The organism is Flavobacterium sp. ZB4P23 (genome assembly GCF_003970375.1).
Lineage (GTDB): Bacteria > Bacteroidota > Bacteroidia > Flavobacteriales > Flavobacteriaceae > Flavobacterium.
In genome coordinates this window covers 167,833-192,625 of the sequence record NZ_RYDK01000002.1, presented here as the reverse complement: position 1 = coordinate 192,625, position 24,793 = coordinate 167,833, and the positions used below count along the sequence as shown (strand labels likewise).

At 32.8% G+C, this 24,793-nt stretch carries 22 protein-coding genes and 1 pseudogene; all 23 read left to right on the top strand.

Annotated features, from left to right (window positions below):
* Nucleotides 1-68: 68 nt before the first annotated feature.
* The 23 genes and pseudogenes from EKL99_RS04020 to EKL99_RS03910 all read left to right on the top strand — a co-directional run bounded on the left by EKL99_RS04020 (nucleotide 69) and on the right by EKL99_RS03910 (nucleotide 24,484).
* Nucleotides 69-1,076: a mannose-1-phosphate guanylyltransferase gene (locus tag EKL99_RS04020; RefSeq protein WP_126568169.1), complete on the top strand. Its 1,008-nt coding sequence runs from the start codon at nucleotides 69-71 to the stop codon at nucleotides 1,074-1,076.
* Nucleotides 1,076-1,231 (top strand): hypothetical protein, encoded by a 156-nt coding sequence (locus tag EKL99_RS14505; protein WP_197037207.1) that lies wholly within the window; start codon nucleotides 1,076-1,078, stop codon nucleotides 1,229-1,231. The genes EKL99_RS04020 and EKL99_RS14505 overlap by 1 nt, the downstream gene beginning before the upstream one ends.
* A pseudogene (locus EKL99_RS04010) lies at nucleotides 1,198-1,353 on the top strand (GDP-L-fucose synthase); the annotation flags it as partial. The gene EKL99_RS14505 and the pseudogene EKL99_RS04010, both read left to right, overlap by 34 nt.
* 243 nt (nucleotides 1,354-1,596) lie before the next feature.
* Nucleotides 1,597-2,439: a RhuM family protein gene (gene rhuM, locus EKL99_RS04005; RefSeq protein ID WP_126568171.1), complete on the top strand. Its 843-nt coding sequence runs from the start codon at nucleotides 1,597-1,599 to the stop codon at nucleotides 2,437-2,439.
* Nucleotides 2,440-2,728: 289 nt separating this feature from the next.
* Nucleotides 2,729-3,067 (top strand): type II toxin-antitoxin system RelE/ParE family toxin, encoded by a 339-nt coding sequence (locus tag EKL99_RS04000; protein WP_126461342.1) that lies wholly within the window; start codon nucleotides 2,729-2,731, stop codon nucleotides 3,065-3,067.
* A gap of 2 nt (nucleotides 3,068-3,069) precedes the next feature.
* On the top strand, nucleotides 3,070-3,369 hold the full coding sequence (locus EKL99_RS03995) for a helix-turn-helix domain-containing protein (RefSeq protein WP_126461339.1): 300 nt from the start codon (nucleotides 3,070-3,072) through the stop codon (nucleotides 3,367-3,369).
* A gap of 32 nt (nucleotides 3,370-3,401) precedes the next feature.
* Entirely contained in the window at nucleotides 3,402-3,920 is a 519-nt protein-coding gene (locus EKL99_RS03990; RefSeq protein WP_126576448.1) for an ATP-binding protein, read from the top strand.
* On the top strand, nucleotides 3,899-4,276 hold the full coding sequence (locus tag EKL99_RS03985; protein WP_126461333.1) for a hypothetical protein: 378 nt from the start codon (nucleotides 3,899-3,901) through the stop codon (nucleotides 4,274-4,276). The genes EKL99_RS03990 and EKL99_RS03985 overlap by 22 nt, the downstream gene beginning before the upstream one ends.
* Nucleotides 4,277-5,736: 1,460 nt before the next feature.
* The gene (locus EKL99_RS03980) at nucleotides 5,737-8,148 is read left to right on the top strand and encodes an SLBB domain-containing protein (protein WP_126576447.1); all 2,412 of its coding nucleotides are present in this window, start codon (nucleotides 5,737-5,739) and stop codon (nucleotides 8,146-8,148) included.
* A 216-nt stretch (nucleotides 8,149-8,364) separates the two neighbouring features.
* On the top strand, nucleotides 8,365-9,435 hold the full coding sequence (locus tag EKL99_RS03975) for a Wzz/FepE/Etk N-terminal domain-containing protein (protein WP_126576446.1): 1,071 nt from the start codon (nucleotides 8,365-8,367) through the stop codon (nucleotides 9,433-9,435).
* Nucleotides 9,436-9,541: 106 nt separating this feature from the next.
* Nucleotides 9,542-10,564, top strand: a complete 1,023-nt coding sequence (locus tag EKL99_RS03970; RefSeq protein ID WP_304983878.1) for a polysaccharide biosynthesis protein — start codon at nucleotides 9,542-9,544, stop codon at nucleotides 10,562-10,564.
* Between the two features lie 34 nt (nucleotides 10,565-10,598).
* Nucleotides 10,599-11,447 (top strand): sugar nucleotide-binding protein, encoded by an 849-nt coding sequence (locus EKL99_RS03965; protein ID WP_126576444.1) that lies wholly within the window; start codon nucleotides 10,599-10,601, stop codon nucleotides 11,445-11,447.
* Between the two features lie 75 nt (nucleotides 11,448-11,522).
* Nucleotides 11,523-13,034, top strand: a complete 1,512-nt coding sequence (locus tag EKL99_RS03960; protein WP_126576443.1) for an oligosaccharide flippase family protein — start codon at nucleotides 11,523-11,525, stop codon at nucleotides 13,032-13,034.
* Nucleotides 13,035-13,256: 222 nt separating this feature from the next.
* Nucleotides 13,257-14,564: a glycosyltransferase family A protein gene (locus EKL99_RS03955; RefSeq protein ID WP_126576442.1), complete on the top strand. Its 1,308-nt coding sequence runs from the start codon at nucleotides 13,257-13,259 to the stop codon at nucleotides 14,562-14,564.
* A 99-nt stretch (nucleotides 14,565-14,663) separates the two neighbouring features.
* The gene (locus EKL99_RS03950) at nucleotides 14,664-15,917 is read left to right on the top strand and encodes an O-antigen polymerase (protein ID WP_126576441.1); all 1,254 of its coding nucleotides are present in this window, start codon (nucleotides 14,664-14,666) and stop codon (nucleotides 15,915-15,917) included.
* A 13-nt stretch (nucleotides 15,918-15,930) separates the two neighbouring features.
* Entirely contained in the window at nucleotides 15,931-17,055 is a 1,125-nt protein-coding gene (gene wecB, locus EKL99_RS03945; protein WP_126576440.1) for a non-hydrolyzing UDP-N-acetylglucosamine 2-epimerase, read from the top strand.
* A 63-nt stretch (nucleotides 17,056-17,118) separates the two neighbouring features.
* Entirely contained in the window at nucleotides 17,119-18,198 is a 1,080-nt protein-coding gene (locus EKL99_RS03940) for a glycosyltransferase family 1 protein (protein WP_126576439.1), read from the top strand.
* 33 nt (nucleotides 18,199-18,231) lie between these two features.
* A complete protein-coding gene (locus EKL99_RS03935) occupies nucleotides 18,232-19,248 on the top strand; it encodes an NAD-dependent epimerase/dehydratase family protein (protein WP_126576438.1) in 1,017 nt (338 codons plus the stop codon).
* A 91-nt stretch (nucleotides 19,249-19,339) separates the two neighbouring features.
* Nucleotides 19,340-20,563 (top strand): glycosyltransferase family 4 protein, encoded by a 1,224-nt coding sequence (locus EKL99_RS03930; RefSeq protein WP_126576437.1) that lies wholly within the window; start codon nucleotides 19,340-19,342, stop codon nucleotides 20,561-20,563.
* 33 nt (nucleotides 20,564-20,596) lie between these two features.
* Complete coding sequence (locus EKL99_RS03925) at nucleotides 20,597-21,490, top strand: NAD(P)-dependent oxidoreductase (protein WP_126576436.1); 894 nt, start codon at nucleotides 20,597-20,599, stop codon at nucleotides 21,488-21,490.
* A 98-nt stretch (nucleotides 21,491-21,588) separates the two neighbouring features.
* Entirely contained in the window at nucleotides 21,589-22,677 is a 1,089-nt protein-coding gene (locus EKL99_RS03920; RefSeq protein ID WP_197037206.1) for a mannose-1-phosphate guanylyltransferase, read from the top strand.
* 32 nt (nucleotides 22,678-22,709) lie between these two features.
* Entirely contained in the window at nucleotides 22,710-23,198 is a 489-nt protein-coding gene (locus tag EKL99_RS03915; protein WP_126576435.1) for a phosphoheptose isomerase, read from the top strand.
* Between the two features lie 329 nt (nucleotides 23,199-23,527).
* The gene (locus EKL99_RS03910) at nucleotides 23,528-24,484 is read left to right on the top strand and encodes a glycosyltransferase family 4 protein (RefSeq protein ID WP_126576434.1); all 957 of its coding nucleotides are present in this window, start codon (nucleotides 23,528-23,530) and stop codon (nucleotides 24,482-24,484) included.
* Nucleotides 24,485-24,793 lie beyond the last annotated feature (309 nt).

Below are 24,793 nucleotides of genomic sequence, written 5' to 3'. Positions count from 1 at the left end.
AGTCTGTTTTGTAAACCCCAAATCGAGGCGTCAAATCACTTATAAGCACTAATTGCACAAAAAACACTATGAAAAAACAGCCTGCAGTAACACATGTAATCCTTACCGGAGGAGTGGGAAGCCGATTGTGGCCGCTATCTCGCAAAAGTCAACCCAAACAATATTTAGATTTATTTGAAGGTAAATCGTTATTTGCAATGACCGTGGAGCGCAATCGTACTTTGGTGGACCAGATTATGGTTGTAGGAAATAGTGATAACTGTCATTTAAGTCGGCACGTTCTAGAAAAATCCAATACTCCATATATTGATATTGTTGAATCTACTCCGCGAAATACGGCTGCAGCCATCGCTTTTGCTGCACTAGCTTCTGATCCGGAGGCTGTTTTAATCGTGACGCCCTCGGATCATATTATAGGCGATATGGAACACTATAATAAGGCGATTCAGGAAGCAGTAGAAAAGGCTTCTAACGGTTTTATTGTTACTTTCGGTATTATTCCGACGAAACCAGAAACGGGATACGGGTATATTGAGCGCAAGGGTGAGGATGTGGTTTCCTTCCGGGAAAAACCAAACCAAGTTACCGCGAGGGAATTTATCTCTAAAGGCAATTTTTTATGGAACAGCGGGATGTTTTGTTTCAAAGCAGGCATTTTTCTGGAGGAATTAAAGACCTATAATCCGGAAGTCTATGAAAAATCTAAAATTGCATGGGACAACAACAGCAATGGAAATCTAGATTTGGCTTTATCCATGGATATACCGTCCATCAGTATTGATTATGCGGTAATGGAGCGCAGTAAAAAGATAAAAGTGGTCGTGTCTGAATTTTCATGGTCGGACTTGGGTTCTTTTGAATCGGTGTACGACTATTTAGTGGCAACGGGGCATCCTGTTGATCCCAATGGAAACATGGTGATTGGCAATACAAATTATACGGCGTTTGTGGGAATGAAAAACACTATTTTCGTCTATACGGATACTGCTAATTTGATTCTTCAAAAAAATAGTTCTCAAGATGTTAAGAATGTATACAATGCATTGGAACAGGAAAAACCGGAATTATTACAGTAATGGACACCGCCTCAAAAATATATATCGCAGGACACAATGGAATGGTGGGAAGTTCGTGCATCTATCCTAAATTGGCACCACAGCCCTTGAAAGAGGAATACTTGCTCACAGGTCCCTTGGAACCAGCAAACTGGACGGTACACCCAGAAAACTAATGGACATCTCCAAGATGCACGCACTAGGATGGAAACATCAGGTGCAGCTGGAAGAAGGAATCCAGAGAACCTACAATTGGTTTTTGGAGAATGTAAATGCATTTAAGCAAGTTAAGATGTAGGGAAAAGTTTAATCGGTTAGGAAAGGGTTAATCGGTTAAGAAAAGGTTAATCGTTTAATCGATGAGAAAAAAGTTTAATCGATTAAGAAAGGTTTAATCGATTAACGAAATAGTAAACAATTAACCAGTTAAACACTTAACCCATTAACCATTTAAAGAAAAAAGTATAATCGGTTAACGAAATAGTAAACGATTAAGCAGTTAAACGATTAACCATTTAAAAAACCAAGCAAGCAGAAAATAATGCACAACGAAATAGTTATCTATCAGGCAGAAATGCTGTCAAGCCATATTGAGGTTCGCATAGAAGATGAGACTGTGTGGCTAACTCAATTACAAATGGTAGATTTATTTCAATCAACAAAACAAAATATTAGTCTCCATATTAATAATGTTTTCAAAGAAGGGGAACTAGACGAATTTTCAACTATCAAGGAATACTTGACAGTTCAACAAGAAGGTTCTAGAAAGATAAAGCGAAGAGTTAAGCTATACAATCTCGATGTGATTATTTCCGTCGGTTATAGAGTGAAGTCAAAAACGGGGACACAATTCAGGATATGGGCAACTAATACTTTGAAATCCTATTTGTTAAAAGGCTATGCGATTCAGAATAGAATTGAAAATATCGAGAAAAAGATTTTTGAGCATGACCAGAAAATTGAAATTTTGTTAAATACCTCTCTTCCTCTAAATCAAGGGATTTTCTATGATGGACAAATTTTCGATGCACATTCCTTTGTTTCCAGACTGATAAAATCTGCAAAAAAATCGATCCTTCTTATTGATAATTTCGTAGACGAAACTGTTTTAATACAGTTGTCAAAGAGAGAAAAAGGAGTTGGCGTTATTATTTACACAAAAGACATTACTAAACAGTTAAAACTCGATTTAGAGCGGTTCAATTCCCAATACGAACTTGTCGAAATTAAGCAATTTTCCAAATCACATGATCGTTTTTTGATAATCGATGAAACGGAAGTGTATCATATAGGAGCATCACTTAAAGACTTAGGCAAAAAATGGTTTGCTTTCTCAAAATTGAATATTGACCCTGCAACATTGCTTGGAAAATTATACGAGTAGTAGGAAAGGGTTAATCGTTTAAGAAAGGTTTAATCGGTTAAGAAAAGATTAATCGTTTAATCGATGAGAAAAGTTTAATCGTTTAAGAAAGGTTTAATCGGTTAATCGATGAGGAAAAAGTTTAATCGGTTAACGAAATAGTAAACTATTAACCAATTAAACTATCAGTCGTTCCTGCTAAAAAAAAACAGCCTTTTAGGGTAACTATAGTGTGATAAAAATTTGTGTAGAAAGAAAAATAGACGTTAAATAAGTTGAAATAAGTTATCTTTTAAATTAACTTTGCAAGATGAGTAGACAGATAATCTTTTACGAGAATCACTTTCTTGACTTTTATAAAATTCAAGAAGATAAAGTAAAAGCTAAAATTAAAAATATTCTTGAACTGGTAATGCAAGTTGACAGAGTTCCTGAAAAATTTTTAAAACATTTGTCCGGAAGCGATGGAGTTTATGAAATAAGAGTTGAATATCAATCCAATATTTACAGAATATTTTGTTGTTTCGACAAAGGAAACGTAGTTGTATTATTCAATGCCTTTCAAAAGAAAACTCAGAAAACTCCCAATAGCGAATTAGAAAAAGCAATACGATTGAGAAAAGAATATTTTTCAACTAAAACAAATTAGACATGGACAAATATAGCCACATAACTAATTTTGATCAACTTATTGAAGTTGAACACGGAAAAATTGGAACAGAAAGCAGAAATAAATATGAGGAACACACTCAAATGTTTATTATCAGCGAAATGCTGAAGCAAGCAAGAAAAGAAGCAAAAATGACACAGGAACAGCTTGCCGAAAAGACAGGGACTAAAAAAAGTTATATTTCTAAAATTGAAAATGGAAAAGGAAATATTCAAATTTCAACACTGATTCGACTTTTTGAATTAGGATTAAACAAACGAATAGGATTGACATTTTTATAAATCAGTACATCTCACTACAATTTGTTCAGGTCATGCTTTTTAAAGACCGGCTCGAAATTTGGAATCCGGGAAGTTTACCTTATGGATTAACTACTGCCAAACTTAGAAAGCCGCACAGTTCCATTCCAGCCAATCCTTTACTGGCCGAGCCTATGTATCTTGCGGGTTTTATCGAAAGGATGGGAACAGGAACAGGCAACATTATTCGACTTTGTGAAGAGGCAGGTTTGAAAAAAGCTCCCGAGTTTCTACAGGAAGAAATTTTCAAGACCATTCTTTGGCGCAAAAATACTGAGGATAAATATGCCGTTGGAGTAAATGGCGGAGTAAGTGGCGGAGTAAAAGACATTCTGGTACTTATTGAAAGCAATCCCGGCATCAATGTTTCAAACATAAAGTCCCTTTTGAACGTTCCCCAAAGGACTATTGAAAGAGGAATTAATCAATTAAAGAAAGAAAATAAAATCGAATTTAAAGGAGCACCGAAAACAGGAGGCTATTATAGGATTATCGATTTCCTGATGATTTTATGTTTCAACTCAATAAAATAGAATGGCAGGAGCTTATCACAAATTGTGATAACCTACCAGAATCAATAAAGTTTAGCCCTCAAACTCCATTTGCTTTCAGTGAACAAGGAGTTGCAATGCTTAGTACGGTTTTAAAATCTAAAAAAGCAGTTGAAACTAATATCGCCATTATGCGTGCCTTTGTAGAAATCAGAAAAACAATTAGTTTGCAAAGTCATCTTTCTGAACAAATCATGGAATTGAAAAATGATTTGGAACAACGCCTTGGAGAACACGATGTACAATTGATGGAAATTTATACTGTAATGGATCAATTTATTGAAGAGAAAATAGAGCAAAAGAAATGGGAAAATCGAAAAAAACTGGGATATAAATAAACGTTAAAGGAAAAAGGTTTAATCGATGAGAAAAGTTTAATCGGTTAATCGATGAGAAAAAAGGTTTAATCGATGAGAAAAGTTTAATCGGTTAGGAAAGGTTTAATCGGTTAAGAAAAGGTTAATCGTTTAATCGATGAGAAAAAGGTTTAATCGGTTAACGAAATAGTAAACGATTAACCAATTAACCATTTAAAGGAAAAGATTTAATCGGTTAAGAAAAGATTAATTGTAAACCTTTTTATTTCTAATGCTATAAAAATTGCTACTTTTGCGCAAGCCGCACAAAATAACTGTAAAATGGGATTTTGAGCAGCGAAGCTTTTATAAAAATAAAGAATTGGGTGTAGCGGTTCGTTATAAGGTAATAGTGTTCCCCTTTAGAATTTAAAATACTTGAAAAACAATTATGGAAATAATAGGTACTGCCGTAGTGTCCTTTTAATCCTCTTTCATTTTGTCCAGATAAGCGCTCAGGATATATTAAAAACTGCCGATTGGAGTACTCCGTCAGTAGACAATTTATCAGATGCTGCTCTCGAAAAGAGCAGAGCTTAGTTGCAAAGCAACAATATGACTATTCATCAGGCCGAACCTCTAGCGTTATCGACAGGAATGCCCGCTTCAGAATTTACTAAATTACGCGTTTGCTTAATCGTACCGCTTTCAAAAAAAATCGGAAAAAGCTCCCTTAACAACGGATACCACTAATTTGATTTTGCAAAAAGAAAGGTCTCAGGATGTTAAGAATTTTATAGTCAATTGGAGAGAGAATTCCGATTTATTGTATTAAAAAAATACAAATCGAGATAATTTTAGGATTTAATAAACTAATAATTAAAACTTTTGACACAGATTTGTGGTACAGAATAAAATTAAGATAGAGAAAATAGAACTTCCTACAATAAAAACGATAAAGAGTTGTTTGTTTTATTCTAGTTAACCCCTTGGGTGTAATTCAATTTGTTTAATTTTTTGACCACATAGAAACATAAGTAAGTCGAAAGTTTAAAAGTCGTAAAGTCAAAAGAATTAACTTTAAGTAAAACAGCTTTAAATTATATTGTTACATAATTTTATCCTGATTTTAAAATACGACATTATACCATGATTATTACTTAGATTTTAAAATTACGTGCTGTGCATCAATTTTTTCTTTAAGATTAATGGAAATTTATTCATTACGCCCAACGGGTTTCTTGTTATTTAAAAAATAGTATAAGTAGCACGAAAAATATATTGTGGCAATTATTAAAAGGAGTTTTCTGCCACAGATTGGATGAATTAAAACGATTTTTAAAGCTGCGTGGCGAATTAATCTGTGCCAATCTGTGAAATCTATGACAAATAAATTTAGAATTTTAGTAAAACACGACATTAAATTTTAGCTATTACTTATTTAAAAAAATAGTGCTTAAAATATTTCGAATTAAAAAAATACACATTTTTACACATTACTTATGAGAAAAATAATTGTTGCTCTTTTATTGTTGTTTGCTTTTTTCCAATCTTCCCATGTACTTGCACAGGACTTGTTAAAAAGTACTGATTTGAGTACTTTAAAAGTGGATAATTTGATCGATAGCGACATCGCAAAAATAAAAACTCAGCTGCAAACAAACAATATGACGATTGAACAAGCAGAACCTATGGCTCTAGCCAAAGGAATGCCCGCTTCGGAGTTTGCTAAATTAAGAACTCGAATTGCTGGTCTGTCCTTGCAAACAGGCGTTTCAAACACTAGTAATTCCAGTGATACGGAAGATAGAAAACAAGAAAAAATCGTCAATACGAAAGTAAAAGATACCCTAAATGCTTTAATTTTTGGTTCGGAGCTTTTCGATAATCCTACCTTAAATTTTGAACCTAATTTAAAATTGGCTACGCCTGTAAATTACGTGTTGGGACCCGGTGATGAAGTGCAGGTTAGTGTGTATGGAGTACAAGAATTTAATGCTAGTATTCCGGTATCTACAGAGGGTAAAATAACCATTCAATATGTAGGTCAGATTTCCGTTTCCGGAATGACGATTGAGGCTGCTACCCAAAAAATAAAAGGTGCAATCGCAAGAGTGTATAGCACAGTGGGATCAGGACAATCTCAAGTCGCAGTGACTTTAAGTCGCATCAGAACGATTAGAGTTACTATAATTGGCAGTAAGCAACCGGGTAATTATTCGATATCTTCTTTGGCAACCGTTTATAATGCGTTATTTTTAGGAGGTGGCCCGGGAAAAAACGGCAGTTACAGAAATATTGAATTGTTAAGGGATAATAAAGTATACAAAAACATTGATATTTACCGCTTCCTTGTCAATGGAAATCAATCGGATAATGTGGGATTAAAGGATAATGATGTCATTCGAATTCCGGCCTACAATCAAAGGGTCACCGTCGAGGGACAGGTAAAACGTCCTGGTATTTTTGAAATGAAAAAAGGGGAGACATTTGCAGATTTACTGTCTTTTGCGTCAGGATTCAATGAATTGGCGTATACTGCTTCGGTGAATGTATTGCAAAAAACAGCTAAAGAATTTAAAGTTCGAGATGTAAAATTCGCAGAATTTAATACTTATAAACCGTTGTCCGGGGATGTGTTTAGAGTGACTAAAATTCTGAATCGTTTTGAAAACCGTATCAAAATTGACGGTGCTGTTTTTAGACCGGATACGTATTCTTTTTATGAAGGAATGCGTGTTTCCGATTTGATTGCAAAGGCGGAAGGTCTAAAAGAAGATGCGTATAGCAACAGAGCGAGAATCATTCGACTACAATCGGATTTGACCACGGAAATAGTCAATGTAAATTTAGCCAAAGCCTTAGCAGGGGATCTAGAAGCGGATGTTGCATTATTTAAAGAAGACATCGTAACGGTGTATTCAATTTTAGATTTTGTTGAAGACTTTAAAATAACCATTGATGGTGAGATTAAAAAACCAGGTGTTTATCAGTATCATGAAAACTTAACCTTAAATGATCTATTGGTTCAAGCTGGTGGATTAACAGGATCGGCTTCTAAGAGAGTTGAGGTAGCAAGAATGATTCAATCGGAAGAAATAGACGATGCCAATCCGAATAAAGCGGAACTATTTAATATCGAAATTACGGCTGATAACAATGAACAGTTAAAGAACTTTGATTTGAAGCCTTTTGATGTGGTGAATATCCGTAAAATGGCGGTGTATGATAAACCAGAGATGGTCACTATCAGCGGAGCGGTCCATTATTCCGGGAAATATGTTTTGGCAACTAAAAAAGACAAAGTCTATGATATTGTTGCACGAGCAGGTGGCTTGACATCAGTTGCCAATATAGAGGGAGTTAAGATCAAGAGACCCATTCAAGCCGAACAAATAGAAGCATTGGAAAATGTAAATATGAATTTGGGTAAAAAAGACAGTATCCAAAACAAGCTCACTAAAAAACTAAAAGAAGATTTAAAATTTGCCACAATACCAGTGGATTGGAAAGCCATTGTTGAAAATCCAAAAAGCAACACCAATGTAACTTTGTTTCCCGGTGATGAGATTGAAGTGGCTACTTACAATGAAGGGGTTAAAGTGGCAGGTAATGTATTGTTAACTTCGGAGATTCCTTATACAAAAGGAAAAGGATTTAATTATTACTTAGATGCTGTTGGTGGTATCGATGCCAAGGGCTGGAAGAAAAAAGCCTATATTATTTATCCAAATGGTAAAGCAGATGTAGTAAGTTCTTTCTTATTCATAAAAACGTATCCTAAAGTGACTGCAGGTTCTCAAATTATAGTGCCAGAAAAACCGGAAGTTAAAAAAATGAGTGCCGGGGAATGGGTAGGAATAGGAAGTGTAATGTCAAGTTTAGCGTTACTTATTTTGACCGCTTTTAAGTAGGTATCTTTAGTTTTTGCTCTAGTCCTAAAGGGAATCGAAAATTCAGCACTTTATATTTTTGAACCAGATCCAAAGGAAATGAAAAATCAATAATCTACTTCTCGATACAATTTTATGCAACTGCTGTCGCTATTTTATAAAATCACTCGAAGTGACCCCTCGATAAAAACTCGGGGCAGGCTGATTAACAGACAACGGATAACAGAAAACCGAAAAATGAACGAACAAATACCAAACGATGAAATATCGTTAAAAGAACTTATTGAAAAAGGAAGAGAATGGTTTTCGTATTTGCTTGGGCAATGGAAAATTATTGTTTTAGCAGGAGTTATAGGGGCAGCTTTAGGGTTAGCTTATTCTTTTGTAAAAAAACCGGTTTATACCGCAACACTATCCTTCGCACTAGAAGATGAGAAGACAGGCGGTGGCTTGGGAGGTGCTTTAGGTTTGGCGAGTTCGCTTGGCTTAGATCTTGGCGGCGGTGGAGGAAGTATTTTTACCGGATCTAATTTGACCGAGTTGTTCAAGTCCCGCGCTATGGTGGAGCAAACCTTGTTGAGCCCCGTTGTAGTGGATGGAAAAACCATTTCTTTGGCGGAGATGTACATACAAAATCAGGGCTGGAGGGAAAAGTGGAATGACAAACCAAAATTTGCAACCATCCAGTTTTTACCCGATACCAAGCGTACCCATTTTACCCGAGTACATGACAGTATCTTGGGTGTGGTATATCAAGATTTGTCTAAAACGGGATTATCCGTAGGACAAAAAGATAAAAAGATTGCTATTATTAACATAGATGTCTCTTCTACTAATGAATTGTTCTCCAAGTATTTTACGGAAGCCTTGGTCAAAGAAGTTTCTGATTTTTATGTGACTACTAAAAGTAAAAAGGCCCGGCTGAATATGGATATTTTGGAACGGCAAACGGACTCTATTCGTGGTGAACTCAACGGAGCGATTACCGGTGTGGCGGTTGCCAATGACAATACTTTTGGATTGAATCCTGCTATGAATGTGCGTCGCGCCCCTTCCGCTAGAAGACAGGTCGATGTACAAGCTAACACGGCTATTTTGACCGAATTGGTCAAACAAAGTGAATTGGCGAAAGTAACCTTGCGTAAGGAAACGCCATTAATCCAAGTAATTGATCGACCTATTTTGCCTTTAGAGAAAGAGAAATTTGGAAAATTTTTAGGAATTGTACTGGGTTTTTTTTTAGCAGGGATATTAACTATTATATATTTAGTGATTAGACGATATATAAAAGAAATGGGAATAAAATAAATTTAAAAAAATATCAATAATAATTTATGTATTAAAAAGTGAAAATATATAAATTTTATAATAGAATTTGTGTTAATAGATTAAAGAAAAATTGAAACAATCCAAAATTATGTTAAAAAATAAAATATTACTTATTACTGGAGGAACTGGTTCTTTTGGTAACGCAGTCCTTAAAAAATTTTTAAATACTGATATCAAAGAAATTCGCATTTTTAGCCGAGACGAAAAGAAACAGGATGATATGAGGCATCAAATACAGAATCCTAAAGTTAAGTTTTATATCGGTGATGTTCGGGATAAGCGTAGTGTAGATCTTGCAATGACAGGAGTTGATTATGTGTTTCATGCTGCTGCCTTAAAACAGGTTCCTTCGTGTGAATTTTTCCCTATGCAAGCTGTTCAAACTAATGTATTAGGGACAGATAATGTCCTAGATTCTGCTATTCATAATGGAGTTAAAAACGTTGTTGTGCTAAGTACGGATAAGGCTTGCTATCCAATTAATGCGATGGGTATAAGTAAAGCAATGATGGAAAAAGTGGCTATTGCAAAAGGGCGTTCTTTAGGTGAAAATAGCATAACAACAATTTGTTGTACAAGATATGGAAATGTTATGGCAAGTCGAGGGTCAGTAATACCTTTATGGGTTGAACAAATTAAATCTGGTAAAGATATTACGATTACTGACCCAAATATGACGCGATTCATGATGACCTTAGAGGATGCTGTTGATTTGGTTTTATATGCTTTTGAACATGGAAAAAATGGGGACTTATTCGTTCAGAAAGCTCCTGCAGCAACTCTAGATGTATTGTCTAAATCACTTATTGATTTATATAAAAGTAAAGTAAAAATTCGTGTTATAGGAACACGTCATGGGGAAAAATTGTATGAATCTTTGGTAACTAGAGAAGAAATGGCAAAGGCCGAAGACGTAGGTAATTATTATAGAATTCCGTGTGATGAGCGTGATTTAAATTATAATAAATACGTTATCGAAGGTGAAGAAAAAGTTTCTAAATATATTGATTATCATTCTCATAATACTGATCAATTAAATATAAGTGAAATGACAAACTTATTACTTAAGCTGCAAATGATAAAGAAAGAAGTAGATTCAATAAACTAGGAGTAAAAGATATAGAGGTAAATTATAGGTTATTATGAATATATTAGTTTTAGGAGCAACAGGAATGGCTGGACATACTGTAGCATTATATTTTAAAGAAAAAGGATATAATGTAGTCTCTTATTCCAGAACTCCATTTTTGTATTGTGATAATATTATCGGAGATGTCTTTGAAACTGAAAAGTTTAAATCGATGTTATTTGGAGAAAACTTTGATGTTGTGATTAATTGTATTGGTATATTAAATCAAGATGCAGAAAATTATCCTTCGAAGGCTGTATATTTAAATAGCTATTTACCGCATTTAATTGCAGATACTTTAAAAGACAGCAAGACAAAGTTAATTCAAATGAGTACAGACTGCGTTTTTGCTGGGAATTCTGGACCTTATTTTGAAAACAGCGTTTGTGATGGGACAAGTCTGTACGATCGCTCAAAGGCTTTAGGTGAAGTAAATGATTTAAAAAACTTAACCTTTAGAAATTCAATTATTGGACCTGATATGAATCATAATGGCATTGGTTTGTTTAATTGGTTTATGAAGCAGAAAGTTTCAATTAATGGTTTTTCGGGGGCGATATGGACTGGCGTAACAACGCTTACTCTGGCAAAGGCAATGGAAAAAGCAATTGCACAAAACTTATGTGGTTTGTATAATTTAGTGAATAATGAAAGTATATCGAAATACGATCTTCTTCAACTTTTTAATAGACATTTTTTCAATAATCAAGTCGTTATTGAAATCGAGGAAAAATTTCAATTGGATAAATCTCTTAGAAATACTCGTAATGACTTTTTGTTTGAAGTACCTTCTTATGATCAAATGGTAAAAGAAATGCATGATTGGATTATTAAGTACAAAGCGCTTTATCCAAATTATTAATTTTATGTTAGCCCTTGAAATTAAATTCCTGACTGGTACAGTTTAGAAAAGTAGTCGATTTTATAAAGAAAAAACATGAATTTTAGGTTATTATATTATAATAGAATAAAAAGTTGGAATTTTATTAAATTTAGTTCGATAAAAAATGTTTTTTGGAACTTTATAGGAGGTGTGTGGTTGGCGTTGTTGATTATTTTGTCAACACCATGGTATATCTCTAAACTTGGTTTGGAGTTGTACGGTATTTTAAGCATTTGGTTAGTTTTTCAAGCTATGATGAGCTTCTTTGATTTCGGACTAGGAGCCACTATCATTAAAGAATTTGCCGGTGCGAAATCAAATAACGAGGGTAATTCTTACAGGTTGGATCTGTTAAAGACAATTGAAATATTTTATTGGGGTATTGCGGCTATTATATTTGCTTTCTTAATCATATTTTCGATTTTTTTTTCAAACCATTGGTTTACATTTGATATTAGTAAGAATATTAATATAGTTCATATTATGTTATTGATGAGCTGTACTTTGTTCTTTCAGTTTCCCAATGTTTTGTACTTAAATGGATTAATAGGTTTGCAGAATCATAAACTTATGAATATTCTTCAGATTTCTGGAAATACTCTGAGATATGGTATGGGATCGTTGATTTTATTTTACCATGATGATTTAATTTGGTTCTTTTCAGTTCAAATTATGGTAGCTGTTTTGCAAACGTTTATAGCACGGTTTTTTCTGAGAAGAAGTATTAATTGTACAAATTTATACAAACCTATTTTTAATTTAGGGTTACTTCGCTATTCTGCCAAATTTTCTAGTGGAATGGCATTGACATCTATTGCGGCAGTACTTATTTCTAATATCGATAGAATCGCAATAAGTAAAATACTTCCTGCTTCAGAACTTGGAAAGTATGCAATTGCATTCACAGCAACAGGACTTTTGCAATTAGGTATACAACCTTTTTATAGAGCATTTTTTCCTCGATATTCAGAATTGTTTTCTTTTGGAGATCATGAAAAACTGAAAAATGAGTATTTTTTTAGCAATAAAATGATCGCAATAATCATAATATCTTTAGGAGTTATTTGCTTATTCTTTGCGGAAGATATCTTTCTATCATGGATGAATATTAATGATGGGATTATTCTTAAAACATTTAGGTTTCTAATCCTTGGGATTCTTTGTTCAGGTTTAGGTTGGTTACCTGCGGCTATGCAACAAGCACAAGGATGGACCAGCTTGCATGTGAAGATGATTTTTGGTTCAATTTTAATTGGCTTACCAATAATGCTTTTGGCTATTCATTTTTTCGGAATTATTGGTGGTACAGTAGTTTGGTTAATTCATGGTATTTCGGATATTACTTTAGGATTATGGTTAATGCATAGACGTATTTTTAAAGGAGAATTGACAAAGTGGTATCGGACAGTTATTGTACCTCCCGTTTTAATTACAGTTCCTATTACATATGCATCTTTTTTATTAAAACCGCATGACCTAGGTCGATTTGAGAATTTAACGTGGATTATTGTTACAGGAATTATCTTGATTTTTACCTCTTTTTGTTATAGTTTAAAAAGGGCGTAAATTTTTAGTGTTCTTTAGGTAATAAATCATAGTCAAATTCAAGTTTAGTTTTTAAAATTATTTAATTTTGAAGATTTTATTAGTTTTTCTGTTTATAATTAGTAAATGTTTGTATGTCTTAAACGTAACTTTAATGAAGTAAGTTGAAACGGCAGTATTAAAAAAATAAAAATACAAACTCATGTTTGTATAAAAACGTGTAGAAATAATAAAAAAAAATTTATGCCAGATAAAAAAGACAATATTCATTTTACAGTTATTATTCCAACTAAAGATAGAGCTCAATATTTGAAGCAGACACTTAAAACATGTACTAATCAAGATTATGAGAATCTTGAGATCATCATTTCCGATGATGGTAGTTTGGATAATAGTCGTGAAATTGTTGAAGAGATCGCAAAAAAGGATCCTAGAGTTCGTTTAATATCCCCAGGAGCAGGTGTTGGAATGTTGGATAATTTTGAATTTGCTTTGAATCATGTACAACCTGGTTTTGTTATCGCTTTAGGTGGCGATGATGGGCTAATGCCAAATAGTATTGTGCGAATGCGTGATATTATACTTGAAACTGGAACAGAATTATTGACTTGGCCTACTTCTACATATTTTTATCCTAAAACAAAAATGGAGAATGGTCAATTAATTCTGCATTTGAGAAAAGGTAAGTTTACTTCTGGTATAAAAATGATTAAATCGAAGGATTTTCTGGAAAGACAATCTAATAACTTATTTTATATTTCAGATATAGAATCACCAATGATTTATGTGAAAAGTGTTGTATCTACTAATTTAATTGAAAAAGTAAAGAGCCGTTCGAGCGAGGGAAGGTTTTATTCTTGCTCTACTCCTGACGGTTATTCTGGAATCGTATTAGCAGGGGAAGTTGAAGAGTATGTTTATTCTGGCGAACCTTTGTCAATTCATGGAGTGTCACCTACGTCTCAAGGACTAGGATATTTAACTAAGTCTGAAGAGGCAAAAAAAAATTCAGAAGATTTTTTTAAAAAAACAACACATAAGCCTATGCATGCTGAATTGGGTTCACAACCTTATTCTCCCTTAATTTCTCTTATGACAGCTGATTTTTTGTTGACGGCTCGTGATCTTCCAGGATGGAATGGAGAGTTTTCTCCGATCGATTATAAAAAGTTACTGTCTATAGCCTTAACAGAAATAGAAGATGGTTTATTTCCAGAAGATAGAGTTTTACGAGAGTTAAATATTTTATACAAAATTGCCGAATATCATAATTTGAAAGAATTTTTCACTGGAAAATTAAAAAAATCTAAAAAAAATCGTAGACGACCACTTGAAGGAAATGCCATTAGTCCAAGATTACTCTATCTTGATGCTCTTGAATATAAGGTTTATAATGTTTTTGAGGCTTCGTATGTCGCAAATTATATTCATCAGATTGTGCCAAGATTGAGTTTTAAGATGTTTCGAAAAATGCTAGTCAATTCGTTTAAATACAGGATATTGTCTTTTAGAAAAGGGGAGCGATTGCCTAGCGAATTTTTAAATGAATAAAGATATAATTTGTAGTTTATTTAAATTTAAATAGAATTAATGTTTTTACTCTTTATACCTATTTTTGTAACAATAATTTTTTACTTTTTTTACATTTCTATGTTAAAAAAAGTAAATGGCGAAGGTTTATTTTGTGATTTAGGTTTTGTGTATTGTTCATTGTTGGTGATCTATACAATTGTCCCCGGGCTTGTTTTGGTTTACGGATTAACCAAACCAGGAGATCCTATTGCTGTTATGTTGGACACTATGTCCATTACAGCAACCGACTTAAGTATTCATCTATGGAGACATTTTTTATTTTTATTTTGTTTTTCAATTGGGTATTTTACGTTTAGAGGCAAAGAAAAATTTAAGTGTGTAGAAATAAAGAGCTCTATGCATTTTTCAATAATAACTTTAATTGTTACTATTGTCACTTGTTTGTTTTTCTTGAGCGTATTATCTTCACCAGTTGAAACCTATTATGATAATTATACTCGTTACGATCATTTAGCGGTACCCTTGAGGAAAATTGTTTCAGTTTTAATTAGGTTTAAAGGTGGTTTTTATGTTATTGTGATTACGTTAATGTTCTTAAATTTTAAGAAATACAAATGGATCATATTTATATCTGTTATATTAATATGTATTTATGAATTACTCTATTCACATGGTTCAAGAATATATATTTTTATCATTTTATTGCAAGTTTTTTTCCTGTACAATTATATCGTTGAAGTAATAAGTATTAAAAAGTTAATTACTTATGCTTTTTTTTTACTAGCTTTTTTTTCGATTGTTGAAATAATACGTTTGTTGGACGGAAGTGTAGAAAACACCAAAGAAGTTATTTCTGGCGAGGGAATTAAACCTCCAGGGGAATTAGGCGCTTTATTTATAACCAGTTTTCATCTTTATTCTGAAAGAAAACAAGGAACGCTTCCTAAAGCGGAATGGTCAATGTTTTTTTACGATTTAATCTCTCCATTCAGTTTTAATTCTGATACTAGTTTAAACCCAATGTATTGGTATGCTAAGTATTATTTTCCGGAGTCTATAGTGCCCCCTTTTACTATTGGCCCCATAGCAGAGAGTGCTATCTGGGGAGGAGAAATTGATCTTTTTTTTCGAGGTTTAATAAATGGGGTATATTTTGCTTTTATTGTCAAATGGTTTTTAAGAAGAAGAGATAAGTGGTGGGCTATTGCAACATATGCTTTTCTGTTCTCGTATTCAATTATTACATTAAAGTATTCTGTGTTTTTCTATTTAACACCTGTCTTTAAGGATCTTTTACCTACTTTGGTTATTGTAGGGATTTTAATCAAGCTTTTTAAACGTGATCAAAATAAAAAATTGGAAATTAAATAATATAAATTTAAATATGAAAGTATTAACAATAGTAGGAACTCGTCCTGAAATAATTAAATTGAGTAGAGTGATATGTGAACTTGATAAATTTGTTGATCATGTTTTAGTACATACTGGACAAAATTATGATTATGAATTAAACGAAATTTTTTTTAAGGATTTGGAAATTCGCAAACCTGACTATTTTTTAAATTCTGTTGGAGATAGTCTGGCTCAAACTATTGGAAATATTATAACTAATATTGATGGAGTATTGTTGAAAGAGCAACCAGATGCAATTGTTCTTCTAGGAGATACTAATAGTTGTTTATCTGCAATAGCAGCAAAAAGAAGAAAGATTCCAATTTTTCATTTGGAAGCTGGTAATCGTTGTTTTGATCAGAGAGTTCCTGAGGAAATTAATAGAAAAATTGTCGACCATTTAAGTGATATTAATTTAGTATATACAGAACATGCTAGAAGGTATTTATTAGATGAAGGTTTTAAACCAGAAATGATTATCAAGACTGGCTCCCCTATGAAAGAAGTGTTGAGCTACTATAGAAAACAGATAGATAATTCTAATGTGCTGATAGATTTGAAGTTAAATAAAAATGAATATTTTATAGTTAGTTCACACAGAGAAGAAAACGTTGACAATGAAGTGAATTTTCTAAATTTTTTGAATTCGTTAAATGCAATTGCAATTAAATTTGGGAAGCCGGTAATTGTTTCAACTCATCCTAGAACAAGAAAAAGATTAAATGAAGTTAAAGATTTAAGCTTGAATGAGAATATTAAATTTCTTAATCCTTTAGGTTTTTTCGATTATATCAAAATTCAGCAAAATTCGGCATGCGTTATTTCGGATAGCGGAACAATTACGGAGGAATCTTCTATATTAAATTTTCCCGCTGTAACAATTAGACAAGCACATGAAAGACCTGAAGGAATGGATGTAGGGACTCTTGTAATGTGTGGTTTAGAATCTGATAAGGTAATAAATGCTATTAATTTAGTGACAAGTCAACATAAAGAGAATGCTGATAATATTAAATTAGTTGAAGATTATAATGTTGATAGTGTCTCTACAAAAGTTTTGAGAATAATATATAGTTATACTGATTACGTAAATAAAAAAGTTTGGTTTAAGTCTTAACAGCTTTTTTTTATTGTTCACAACTTTTCTTTTATCAATTATTAAACCCAAAATATCTTCATAATGAATGTAATTATTGACTTAATAGCTTTTTCTCTTCAAAAATCAGGAGGTGTTTCAGTTTATTGGTATGAAATAATTAACAGGATGTTAATCCAATCAGATAGTGAGCATTTATTTATTGAGGAAAATGGCAAGAAAGAAAATATTTTTAGAAAGGAATTAAAAATTCAAGAAAATCATTTTATTAATGAGAAAACTAAACTATCCAATTATTTTTCTAGATATCGAGAAATCAATTTAAAAATAAGTAATAAGGATTTTATTTTTCATTCTACATATTATAGAACTTTAACTAAAGTTGTAAAGAAGAGGAATAACGTTAAAGAGGTTGTAACTGTTCATGATTTTACTTATGAGTATTTTAGTAAAGGTCTAAAAAAATGGGTTCATTGCTATCAAAAGAAAAAAGCCATTAATGCAGCTGATGTTGTAATATGTATATCAGAAAACACCAAAAAAGATTTGTTGTATTTCTATCCACAATTTTCAAGTAAAGAAATAAGGGTTGTTTATAATGGTGTTTCTTTGGATTATTTTAAAATACCAGAATTAATAAGAGAAAATAATAATTCTTCTTTTTTTTTATTTGTTGGTTCAAGAGCTAAATATAAAAATTTTGATTTCACTGTAAAAGCCCTTGCTCAAACAAAAGATTTTTCGTTGAAGATTGTGGGTGGTGATTTAAATGATAGTGAAATATTGATGTTAAATGAATTAATTCCTGATCGTTGGGAATTACATATAAACATAGAGAATAAAGAGTTAAATGTGCTATATAATACCGCTTTTGCTTTACTTTATCCCTCATCCTATGAGGGTTTTGGTATTCCTTTATTAGAAGCTATGAAGGCGGGATGCCCGTTTATTGCATATAATAATTCTTCAATTCCTGAGGTTGCTGGTAATGCAGGTGTTTTAATAGATCAATTAAAAATTTCTCTTTTTAATGAAGCTGTATTACATATTGAAAAAAACAGAATAGCAATAATAAAAAAAGGCTTTGATCAAGTTGGTAATTTTTCTTGGGAAAAATGCTATCAAGAAACCTTGCAAGTTTATCTAGATTTAAATAGATCATAATATATAATTTAATATAAAATAAGAAAAAGCAAAATGAAAACAAAAAAAAGAGTTGTCATCTTAGGCGGTGGGGGCTTTATAGGTGGCCACCTTGGAAAAAGATTGAAAGATGAAGGTTGTTATGTGAGAATCGCAGATATCAAAAATCATGAGTATTTTGATCATCAAGAAATTTGTAATGAATTTATTTTAGCGGATTTACGTGATCCTAAAGCTGTTGAACTGGTTATAGGTGAAGGATATGACGTGGTTTATCAATTGGCTGCAGATATGGGGGGAGCAGGTTATATTTTTACAGGCGACAATGATGCTAATGTAATGCATAATTCAGCACTAATCAATCTGAATGTGGTTCATGAGTGTGTTAAGAAAAACATTAAAAAGGTGTTTTATTCATCTTCGGCCTGTATGTATCCAGAACACAATCAATTGGATCCAGAAAATCCGAATTGTGAAGAATCTTCGGCTTATCCAGCAAATCCAGATTCAGAGTATGGATGGGAAAAATTATTTAGTGAGCGTTTGTATTTTGCTTTTAATAGGAATTATAAATTAGATGTAAGAGTAGCTAGATTTCATAATATTTTTGGTCCACAGGGGACTTGGATGGGTGGAAAAGAAAAAGCACCTGCCGCAATGTCCAGAAAAGCGTCTGAAACAGCTGTAGGAAGTTCTTTTGAAGTATGGGGTGATGGACTACAAACTAGAAGTTTTCTTTATGTTGATGAATGTGTTGAGGCAGTTCTGAGGATGATGGAAAGTGATTTCTTAGGCCCCGTAAATATTGGGTCAGATGAAATGGTTACGATTAATCAATTAGCTGAAATGGCAATAAAAATTAGCGGTAAAAATATTGCAATTAAAAACATTGCAGGAGAAGAGTTTATTCAAAAATATGGATTTAAATGTCCTGAGGGAGTACGAGGTCGTAATTCTGACAATAAATTGTATGAAGAGAAAATTGGTTGGAGGGTATCAGAATCACTTGAAAAAGGAATGATAAAAACTTTTACATGGATCAATGAACAAGTTGAAAAGTCTAAAAAATAATAATAGTAAAAAGAAAGAATTCTAAATAAATTTATTTAGAATTCTTTCTTTTTTATAAATCAATACTTTTTTGGAAGTATAAAATTGAATAATGAATAATAAGATCTTAATTTTTAATCATATATTTTGGCCGGATAAAATTAATACAGCTAGACATATTTCTGAGCTTTCAGAAGAATTAGTTGCTAGAGGTTGGGACGTGACCGCAATGGTAGGTAACAGATATTATGTAGATCATAAAAATATAATTACGCCAAAACAAGGTGTTTGGAATGGGGTAAAATATAGAAGAATTTATATACCGCCTTTCAATCAAAAAAAGAATATTCAAAGATTACTTACTTCATTTTGGTTGATTTTATCTTGGATTGTTAAATTGCCCTTTATAGGACGTTATGATGCAATTATCATTGGTACGAATCCTCCTTTTGTTTATTTGTTAGTACCCTTTATTAAATTATTCAAAAGAAAGACTAAAATTTTAATGTGGGGCTTTGATTTATATCCAGAGGCAATTATTGTGTCAAAAGGAAAATCATTTAGTTTTTCGGGAAAAGTATTAAAAAGTATTGCGAAATTTTGCTATGGAAAGTTAGATGTAATTGTAGATATTGGTCCGTGTATGAGGGATATCTATAGACAGTATAATCATTCAGTAAAAGAAGAAACTTTGCCGCCTTGGTCTTTCGTAGAGCCAATTGAAATGTTACAACCCCACATTGAAACACGTAAAAAGTTGTTTAAAAATGCAAACCTGACTTTGTTGTATACTGGAACAATTGGTAATGCTCATGAATTTGACAATTTTTTGCAACTTGCAAGAGAATTAAACAAAAGGAATGCTTCTGTAGGTTTTTGTTTTGCTGGATTTGGAAACCGATTTGAAGATTTAAAGTCTCAAGTTGATGAAAATGATACAAATATAAGTTTTGGAGGTTTCGTTGAAACAGATCTAGAGCTAGAAGAAAGATTATCATCGGCAGATTTGATGTTAATCAGTTTAAAAGAGGATTGGACTGGTATTTCTGTTCCATCCAAATATTTTTCAGCATTGGCGATAGGAAAAGCAGTACTTTTTTCTGGGGCTCAGAATTCTGCTCTCTGTATTTGGACTAGCAAATACAATTTAGGTTTTCATTTAGAAAAATCTAATCTTAACGAGGTAGCTAATGTTTTATGTGATATCGCGAATAATCCGGAAATGATCTCCAAAATGAAAGAAAATTCATTTCGAATTTATCAAGATTGTTTTTCCAAAAAAGTAATTTGTGATAAATGGTCTGTTCTTTTAAAAAAGACTATCAACGATTTGTAATTTTTTTAAGAAAAAAGTTCTTTAGTGTTTATTATGGAGAAAGTATTAGTTACAGGAGCAAATGGCTTTTTGGGCAAATTGATTTTTATTAAGTTATCGATCGCGAATGATCTTTTTAGTTTGTCCAGAACATCTGGGGATTACTTGGTTTCTTTAGAAAATGATATCCCTATTTTTAATCAGAATTTTGGATTAGTTATTCATGCTGCAGGAAAAGCACATTCTGTGCCTAAAACGGATGCTGAGAAAAAACAGTTTCATGAAGTGAATGTCGTAGGTACTGAAAATTTATTGAAAGGATTAGAAAAAGTTGGTGCTCCAAAGCAATTCGTTTTTATCAGTTCAGTTTCCGTATATGGTCAAGAAAGTGGTGATAAAATCAACGAAGAATATCCGCTACAAGCTAAGGATCCTTATGGTTTTAGCAAAATAAAGGCAGAGAAATTAATAACAAAATGGTGTAAACAAAATAATGTGGTTTGCACTATTTTGCGTTTACCACTATTGGTAGGTGAAAACCCTCCAGGTAACCTAGGGGCAATGATAAAGGCAATTGATAAAGGATATTATTTTAATATTGGAGGTGGAAAAGCGAGGAAAAGTATGGTACTAGCGGAAGATGTAGCTTCCTTTATCCCTAAAGTTGCCCTTGTTGGGGGAATATATAATCTGACCGATGGACATCACCCTGATTTTGATGAACTAAGTAATGCAATTTCAAAACAAAAAAATAAAAAGAAACCTTATAATTTGCCTTTGTTTATTGCTAAAGTAATGGGACATGTAGGTGATTTATTGGGTAATAAAGTACCAATTAATTCCTTAAAAATTAAAAAAATAACTTCAGATTTGACGTTTGATGATGCAAAAGCAAGAGAAATTGCAGGATGGGAGTCACAAGAAGTTTTAGATTGGTTTAAGGTTTAAAATTGTTTAAAGTTTCAAGTCAATAGTCAGGTGTTTAAAGTTTTTTGGTATTTTAATAAGAATTGAGAATGTATAAGATATTATAATTAAAGATTACAATGATAGAAAATAACAAAAGCACCTACGTCCTAATCATGGCTGGTGGCGTGGGCAGTCGGTTTTGGCCTAAAAGCCGCAACCACTTTCCCAAGCAGTTTATTGATTTTCTGGGCACAGGAAAATCGTTATTGCAATTAACTTATGAGCGATTTGAGAAAATATGTCCTAAAGAAAATATTTTTATACTGAGTAATAAACAGTATTTGGGTTTGATACAAGAACAATTGGTGGGGATTCCTGTTGCTAATATTTTATTAGAGCCGAGTCGCAACAATACAGCACCTTGTATTGCCTATGCCTCCTACAAAATTTTGAAACAAAATCCAGATGCCAATATAGTGGTGGCACCATCGGATCATTTGATTTTGAAGGAAACTGAATTTTTGGATAAAATTTCGCAGGCTTTGCATTATACCGCAACAAACGATGCATTGGTGACTTTGGGAATTAGCCCAACACGAGCGGATACGGGTTATGGGTATATCAATTTCCAGAAAGAAGGGATTGATGGCGTTCATAAAGTAGCTTGTTTTCTTGAAAAACCTATTCTCGAAAAAGCCCAAGAATATATCGCTAGCGGAGCATATTTGTGGAATGCAGGAATTTTTATTTGGCGTGCCCAAAGTATTCAAAACGCTTTTAAACAACATGCAATCGAAATACATGAATTATTCATTCAAGGAAATGATGTCTATAATACCAATTCAGAAGTAGCATTTATAACGGAAAACTATCCTAAAAGCCCGAATATTTCTATAGATTATGCTATTTTAGAAAAGGCTACCAATGTTTACACCATTCCTGCCGATATCGGTTGGTCAGATCTGGGTACTTGGGCTTCCCTGCATGAAATAGCCGACAAAGATGCTTTTAATAACTCGGTTACCGTTTCTCAAAAGCATTTAAGCAACACTACGAATTGCTTAATACAAGTGCCAAAAGGAAAAGGGGTAGTTATAGACGGGCTTGAAAATTATATTATTGTTGATGATGCCAATGTGTTATTAATTTATCCTAAAGAGAAAGAACAAGAAATTAAACAAGTATCAATGCAAATGACTGAAAATTTCGGTATTGATTTTCAGTAAAAAAAAGTGATAATTAATAAAGTTGAATGTAAATGAAAACTACCATATTTAATCAAATAAATGAATCCTTAAAACAAGAGGGATTTACAATAGCAAACTATGATAACAATCGCCCTTGGGGCGGTTTTTTTGTTATTGACGAAAATCAAGCACAGCAATTTGCCAACCACTATTTTGAAGGATTGGATGTAGCATCTCTTAAGATATCTGGAAAATTGAGTCCAAAAATATTGTTAGTAGCGCCTCATCAACGATTATCCTGGCAATACCATCACCGTAGGGCTGAGATATGGCGGTTAATTGATGGAGAAGCAGGTGTTATTCGCAGTGAAGATGATGTACAAGGACAACTTGAAGTATTAAAAAAAGGCGATACGATTACTTTACAGCAAGGAGAACGCCATCGTTTAGTAGGGCTTGAAGATTGGAGTGTTATTGCTGAAATTTGGCAACATACCGATGTGGAAAATCCATCTGATGAGAATGATATTGTGCGGGTTCAGGATGATTTTGGGAGATAGGAGATAAAATAACCACAAGAGTATTCATTGTACTAAACCATTAGGTGTAATTAGATATTGATAAAAATTTCCGTAAGTTCGAGTGATCCCGCTTTTGGGTGGGATTATATCGATAATTAGAAAATTAGTACTAAAATCGGTTCTCGATACACGTCACTTCGAGTGCGAAGCGTATCGAGAAGCTTTGTTCCGTTTTACTTCACAAAAATACTCAAACTGAGGTTTTAAATAGTTGGACCCTACGGGTTATTATTATTATTAGCTTTTAGATTATAATTATTGACAGCGGTTTTCCAAAAATAAATAAAAAATACTTTTTCACTATAAAAATGCAATACTTACTAATTACTGTTGTTTTATTCCTACTGGAATTGCTTTATTTCAAAGTAGCTGATCGGTACAACATCGTGGACAAACCCAATCATCGGTCAGCACATACTGAAATTACGCTTAGAGGAGGCGGTATCATTTTTTGGTTTGCGGCTTTACTTTATTTTGCACAGCACCTCCAAAATAATTGCTTTTTTTTTACAGGAATTACTTTGGTAACTGTCGTTAGTTTTTGGGATGACATTCAGAGTTTGTCTAATAAAATTAGAATTTCGGTTCATTTTCTCGCCATCAGCGTAATTTTTTACGATTTAGGTGTTTTTAATTCTGTTCCCGTTTTAGGAATTGTATTCGCTTATATTCTAGCCATAGGTTTGATTAATGCGTATAATTTCATGGATGGTATCAATGGTATAACGGGATTGTATACTTTGGTGGTGATGGGGTCATTGTTGTATGTGAATCAAAATATCCAGGTATTTATTGATGGTGCTTTTATACTATATGCGATGCTTGCTAGTTTGGTTTTTCTATTTTTTAATTATAGAAAAAGGGCCAAATGTTTTGCCGGAGATGTGGGCAGTATTGCGATTGCTTTTTGGGTAATTTATCTGGTTTTGAAACTTATTCTGGTCACAAATTCTTTGGTTTGGCTTTTATTTTTAGCGGTTTATGGAGTTGATGCTATTTGTACGATCCTGCACCGATTGTATTTAAAACACAATATTTTCGAGGCACATCGGTTGCATTTCTATCAGGTTTTGAGTAATGAATATAAAATTCAACACCGATTGATCGCGGCGTTTTATGGTATAGTTCAGGTTATTGTTTCGGTAATGGTACTTGGTTTGTATCAGAACGTTTCGGATTTTATTTTGTTTGGGCTTGTTATTGTGCCATTGCTGCTTATTTATTGTGTGAAATTTTATTTGTTGCATAAAAATATAAAACAGTAAACTGTTAATTTGGTTAGAGAGAATGAGATGAGTTTTTACTTTTTATCTCACTTCACTTTAATTATAAGTGATCGTTGTTTAACTTTTTCTTTTGCCTTGATGCAAAAAAAACAAAAGATCAAGCCTACAAATCAAAAGCGTAAAAACGGTTGTATTTATTTACCTGACTGCCACTGGCAGTCCTCCTTTTAATTTTAAATGTTGTTTTTTATGCTTTTTATTTAAGGGCGGTGAAAAGGAGTGGAGAGCGAGGATGTTTTGTGTATATATAGATGTTCTTTTCTTTTTTGCTTGATCAAAAAAGAAACA

Coding starts and splice junctions, on each gene's coding strand:
- EKL99_RS04020 (WP_126568169.1), top strand. CDS start 69: ATGAAAAAACAGCCTGCAGTAACACATGTAATCCTTACCGGAGGAGTG.
- EKL99_RS14505 (WP_197037207.1), top strand. CDS start 1,076: ATGGACACCGCCTCAAAAATATATATCGCAGGACACAATGGAATGGTG.
- rhuM (WP_126568171.1), top strand. CDS start 1,597: ATGCACAACGAAATAGTTATCTATCAGGCAGAAATGCTGTCAAGCCAT.
- EKL99_RS04000 (WP_126461342.1), top strand. CDS start 2,729: ATGAGTAGACAGATAATCTTTTACGAGAATCACTTTCTTGACTTTTAT.
- EKL99_RS03995 (WP_126461339.1), top strand. CDS start 3,070: ATGGACAAATATAGCCACATAACTAATTTTGATCAACTTATTGAAGTT.
- EKL99_RS03990 (WP_126576448.1), top strand. CDS start 3,402: ATGCTTTTTAAAGACCGGCTCGAAATTTGGAATCCGGGAAGTTTACCT.
- EKL99_RS03985 (WP_126461333.1), top strand. CDS start 3,899: ATGTTTCAACTCAATAAAATAGAATGGCAGGAGCTTATCACAAATTGT.
- EKL99_RS03980 (WP_126576447.1), top strand. CDS start 5,737: ATGAGAAAAATAATTGTTGCTCTTTTATTGTTGTTTGCTTTTTTCCAA.
- EKL99_RS03975 (WP_126576446.1), top strand. CDS start 8,365: ATGAACGAACAAATACCAAACGATGAAATATCGTTAAAAGAACTTATT.
- EKL99_RS03965 (WP_126576444.1), top strand. CDS start 10,599: ATGAATATATTAGTTTTAGGAGCAACAGGAATGGCTGGACATACTGTA.
- EKL99_RS03960 (WP_126576443.1), top strand. CDS start 11,523: ATGAATTTTAGGTTATTATATTATAATAGAATAAAAAGTTGGAATTTT.
- EKL99_RS03955 (WP_126576442.1), top strand. CDS start 13,257: ATGCCAGATAAAAAAGACAATATTCATTTTACAGTTATTATTCCAACT.
- EKL99_RS03950 (WP_126576441.1), top strand. CDS start 14,664: ATGTTAAAAAAAGTAAATGGCGAAGGTTTATTTTGTGATTTAGGTTTT.
- wecB (WP_126576440.1), top strand. CDS start 15,931: ATGAAAGTATTAACAATAGTAGGAACTCGTCCTGAAATAATTAAATTG.
- EKL99_RS03940 (WP_126576439.1), top strand. CDS start 17,119: ATGAATGTAATTATTGACTTAATAGCTTTTTCTCTTCAAAAATCAGGA.
- EKL99_RS03935 (WP_126576438.1), top strand. CDS start 18,232: ATGAAAACAAAAAAAAGAGTTGTCATCTTAGGCGGTGGGGGCTTTATA.
- EKL99_RS03930 (WP_126576437.1), top strand. CDS start 19,340: ATGAATAATAAGATCTTAATTTTTAATCATATATTTTGGCCGGATAAA.
- EKL99_RS03925 (WP_126576436.1), top strand. CDS start 20,597: ATGGAGAAAGTATTAGTTACAGGAGCAAATGGCTTTTTGGGCAAATTG.
- EKL99_RS03920 (WP_197037206.1), top strand. CDS start 21,589: ATGATAGAAAATAACAAAAGCACCTACGTCCTAATCATGGCTGGTGGC.
- EKL99_RS03915 (WP_126576435.1), top strand. CDS start 22,710: ATGAAAACTACCATATTTAATCAAATAAATGAATCCTTAAAACAAGAG.
- EKL99_RS03910 (WP_126576434.1), top strand. CDS start 23,528: ATGCAATACTTACTAATTACTGTTGTTTTATTCCTACTGGAATTGCTT.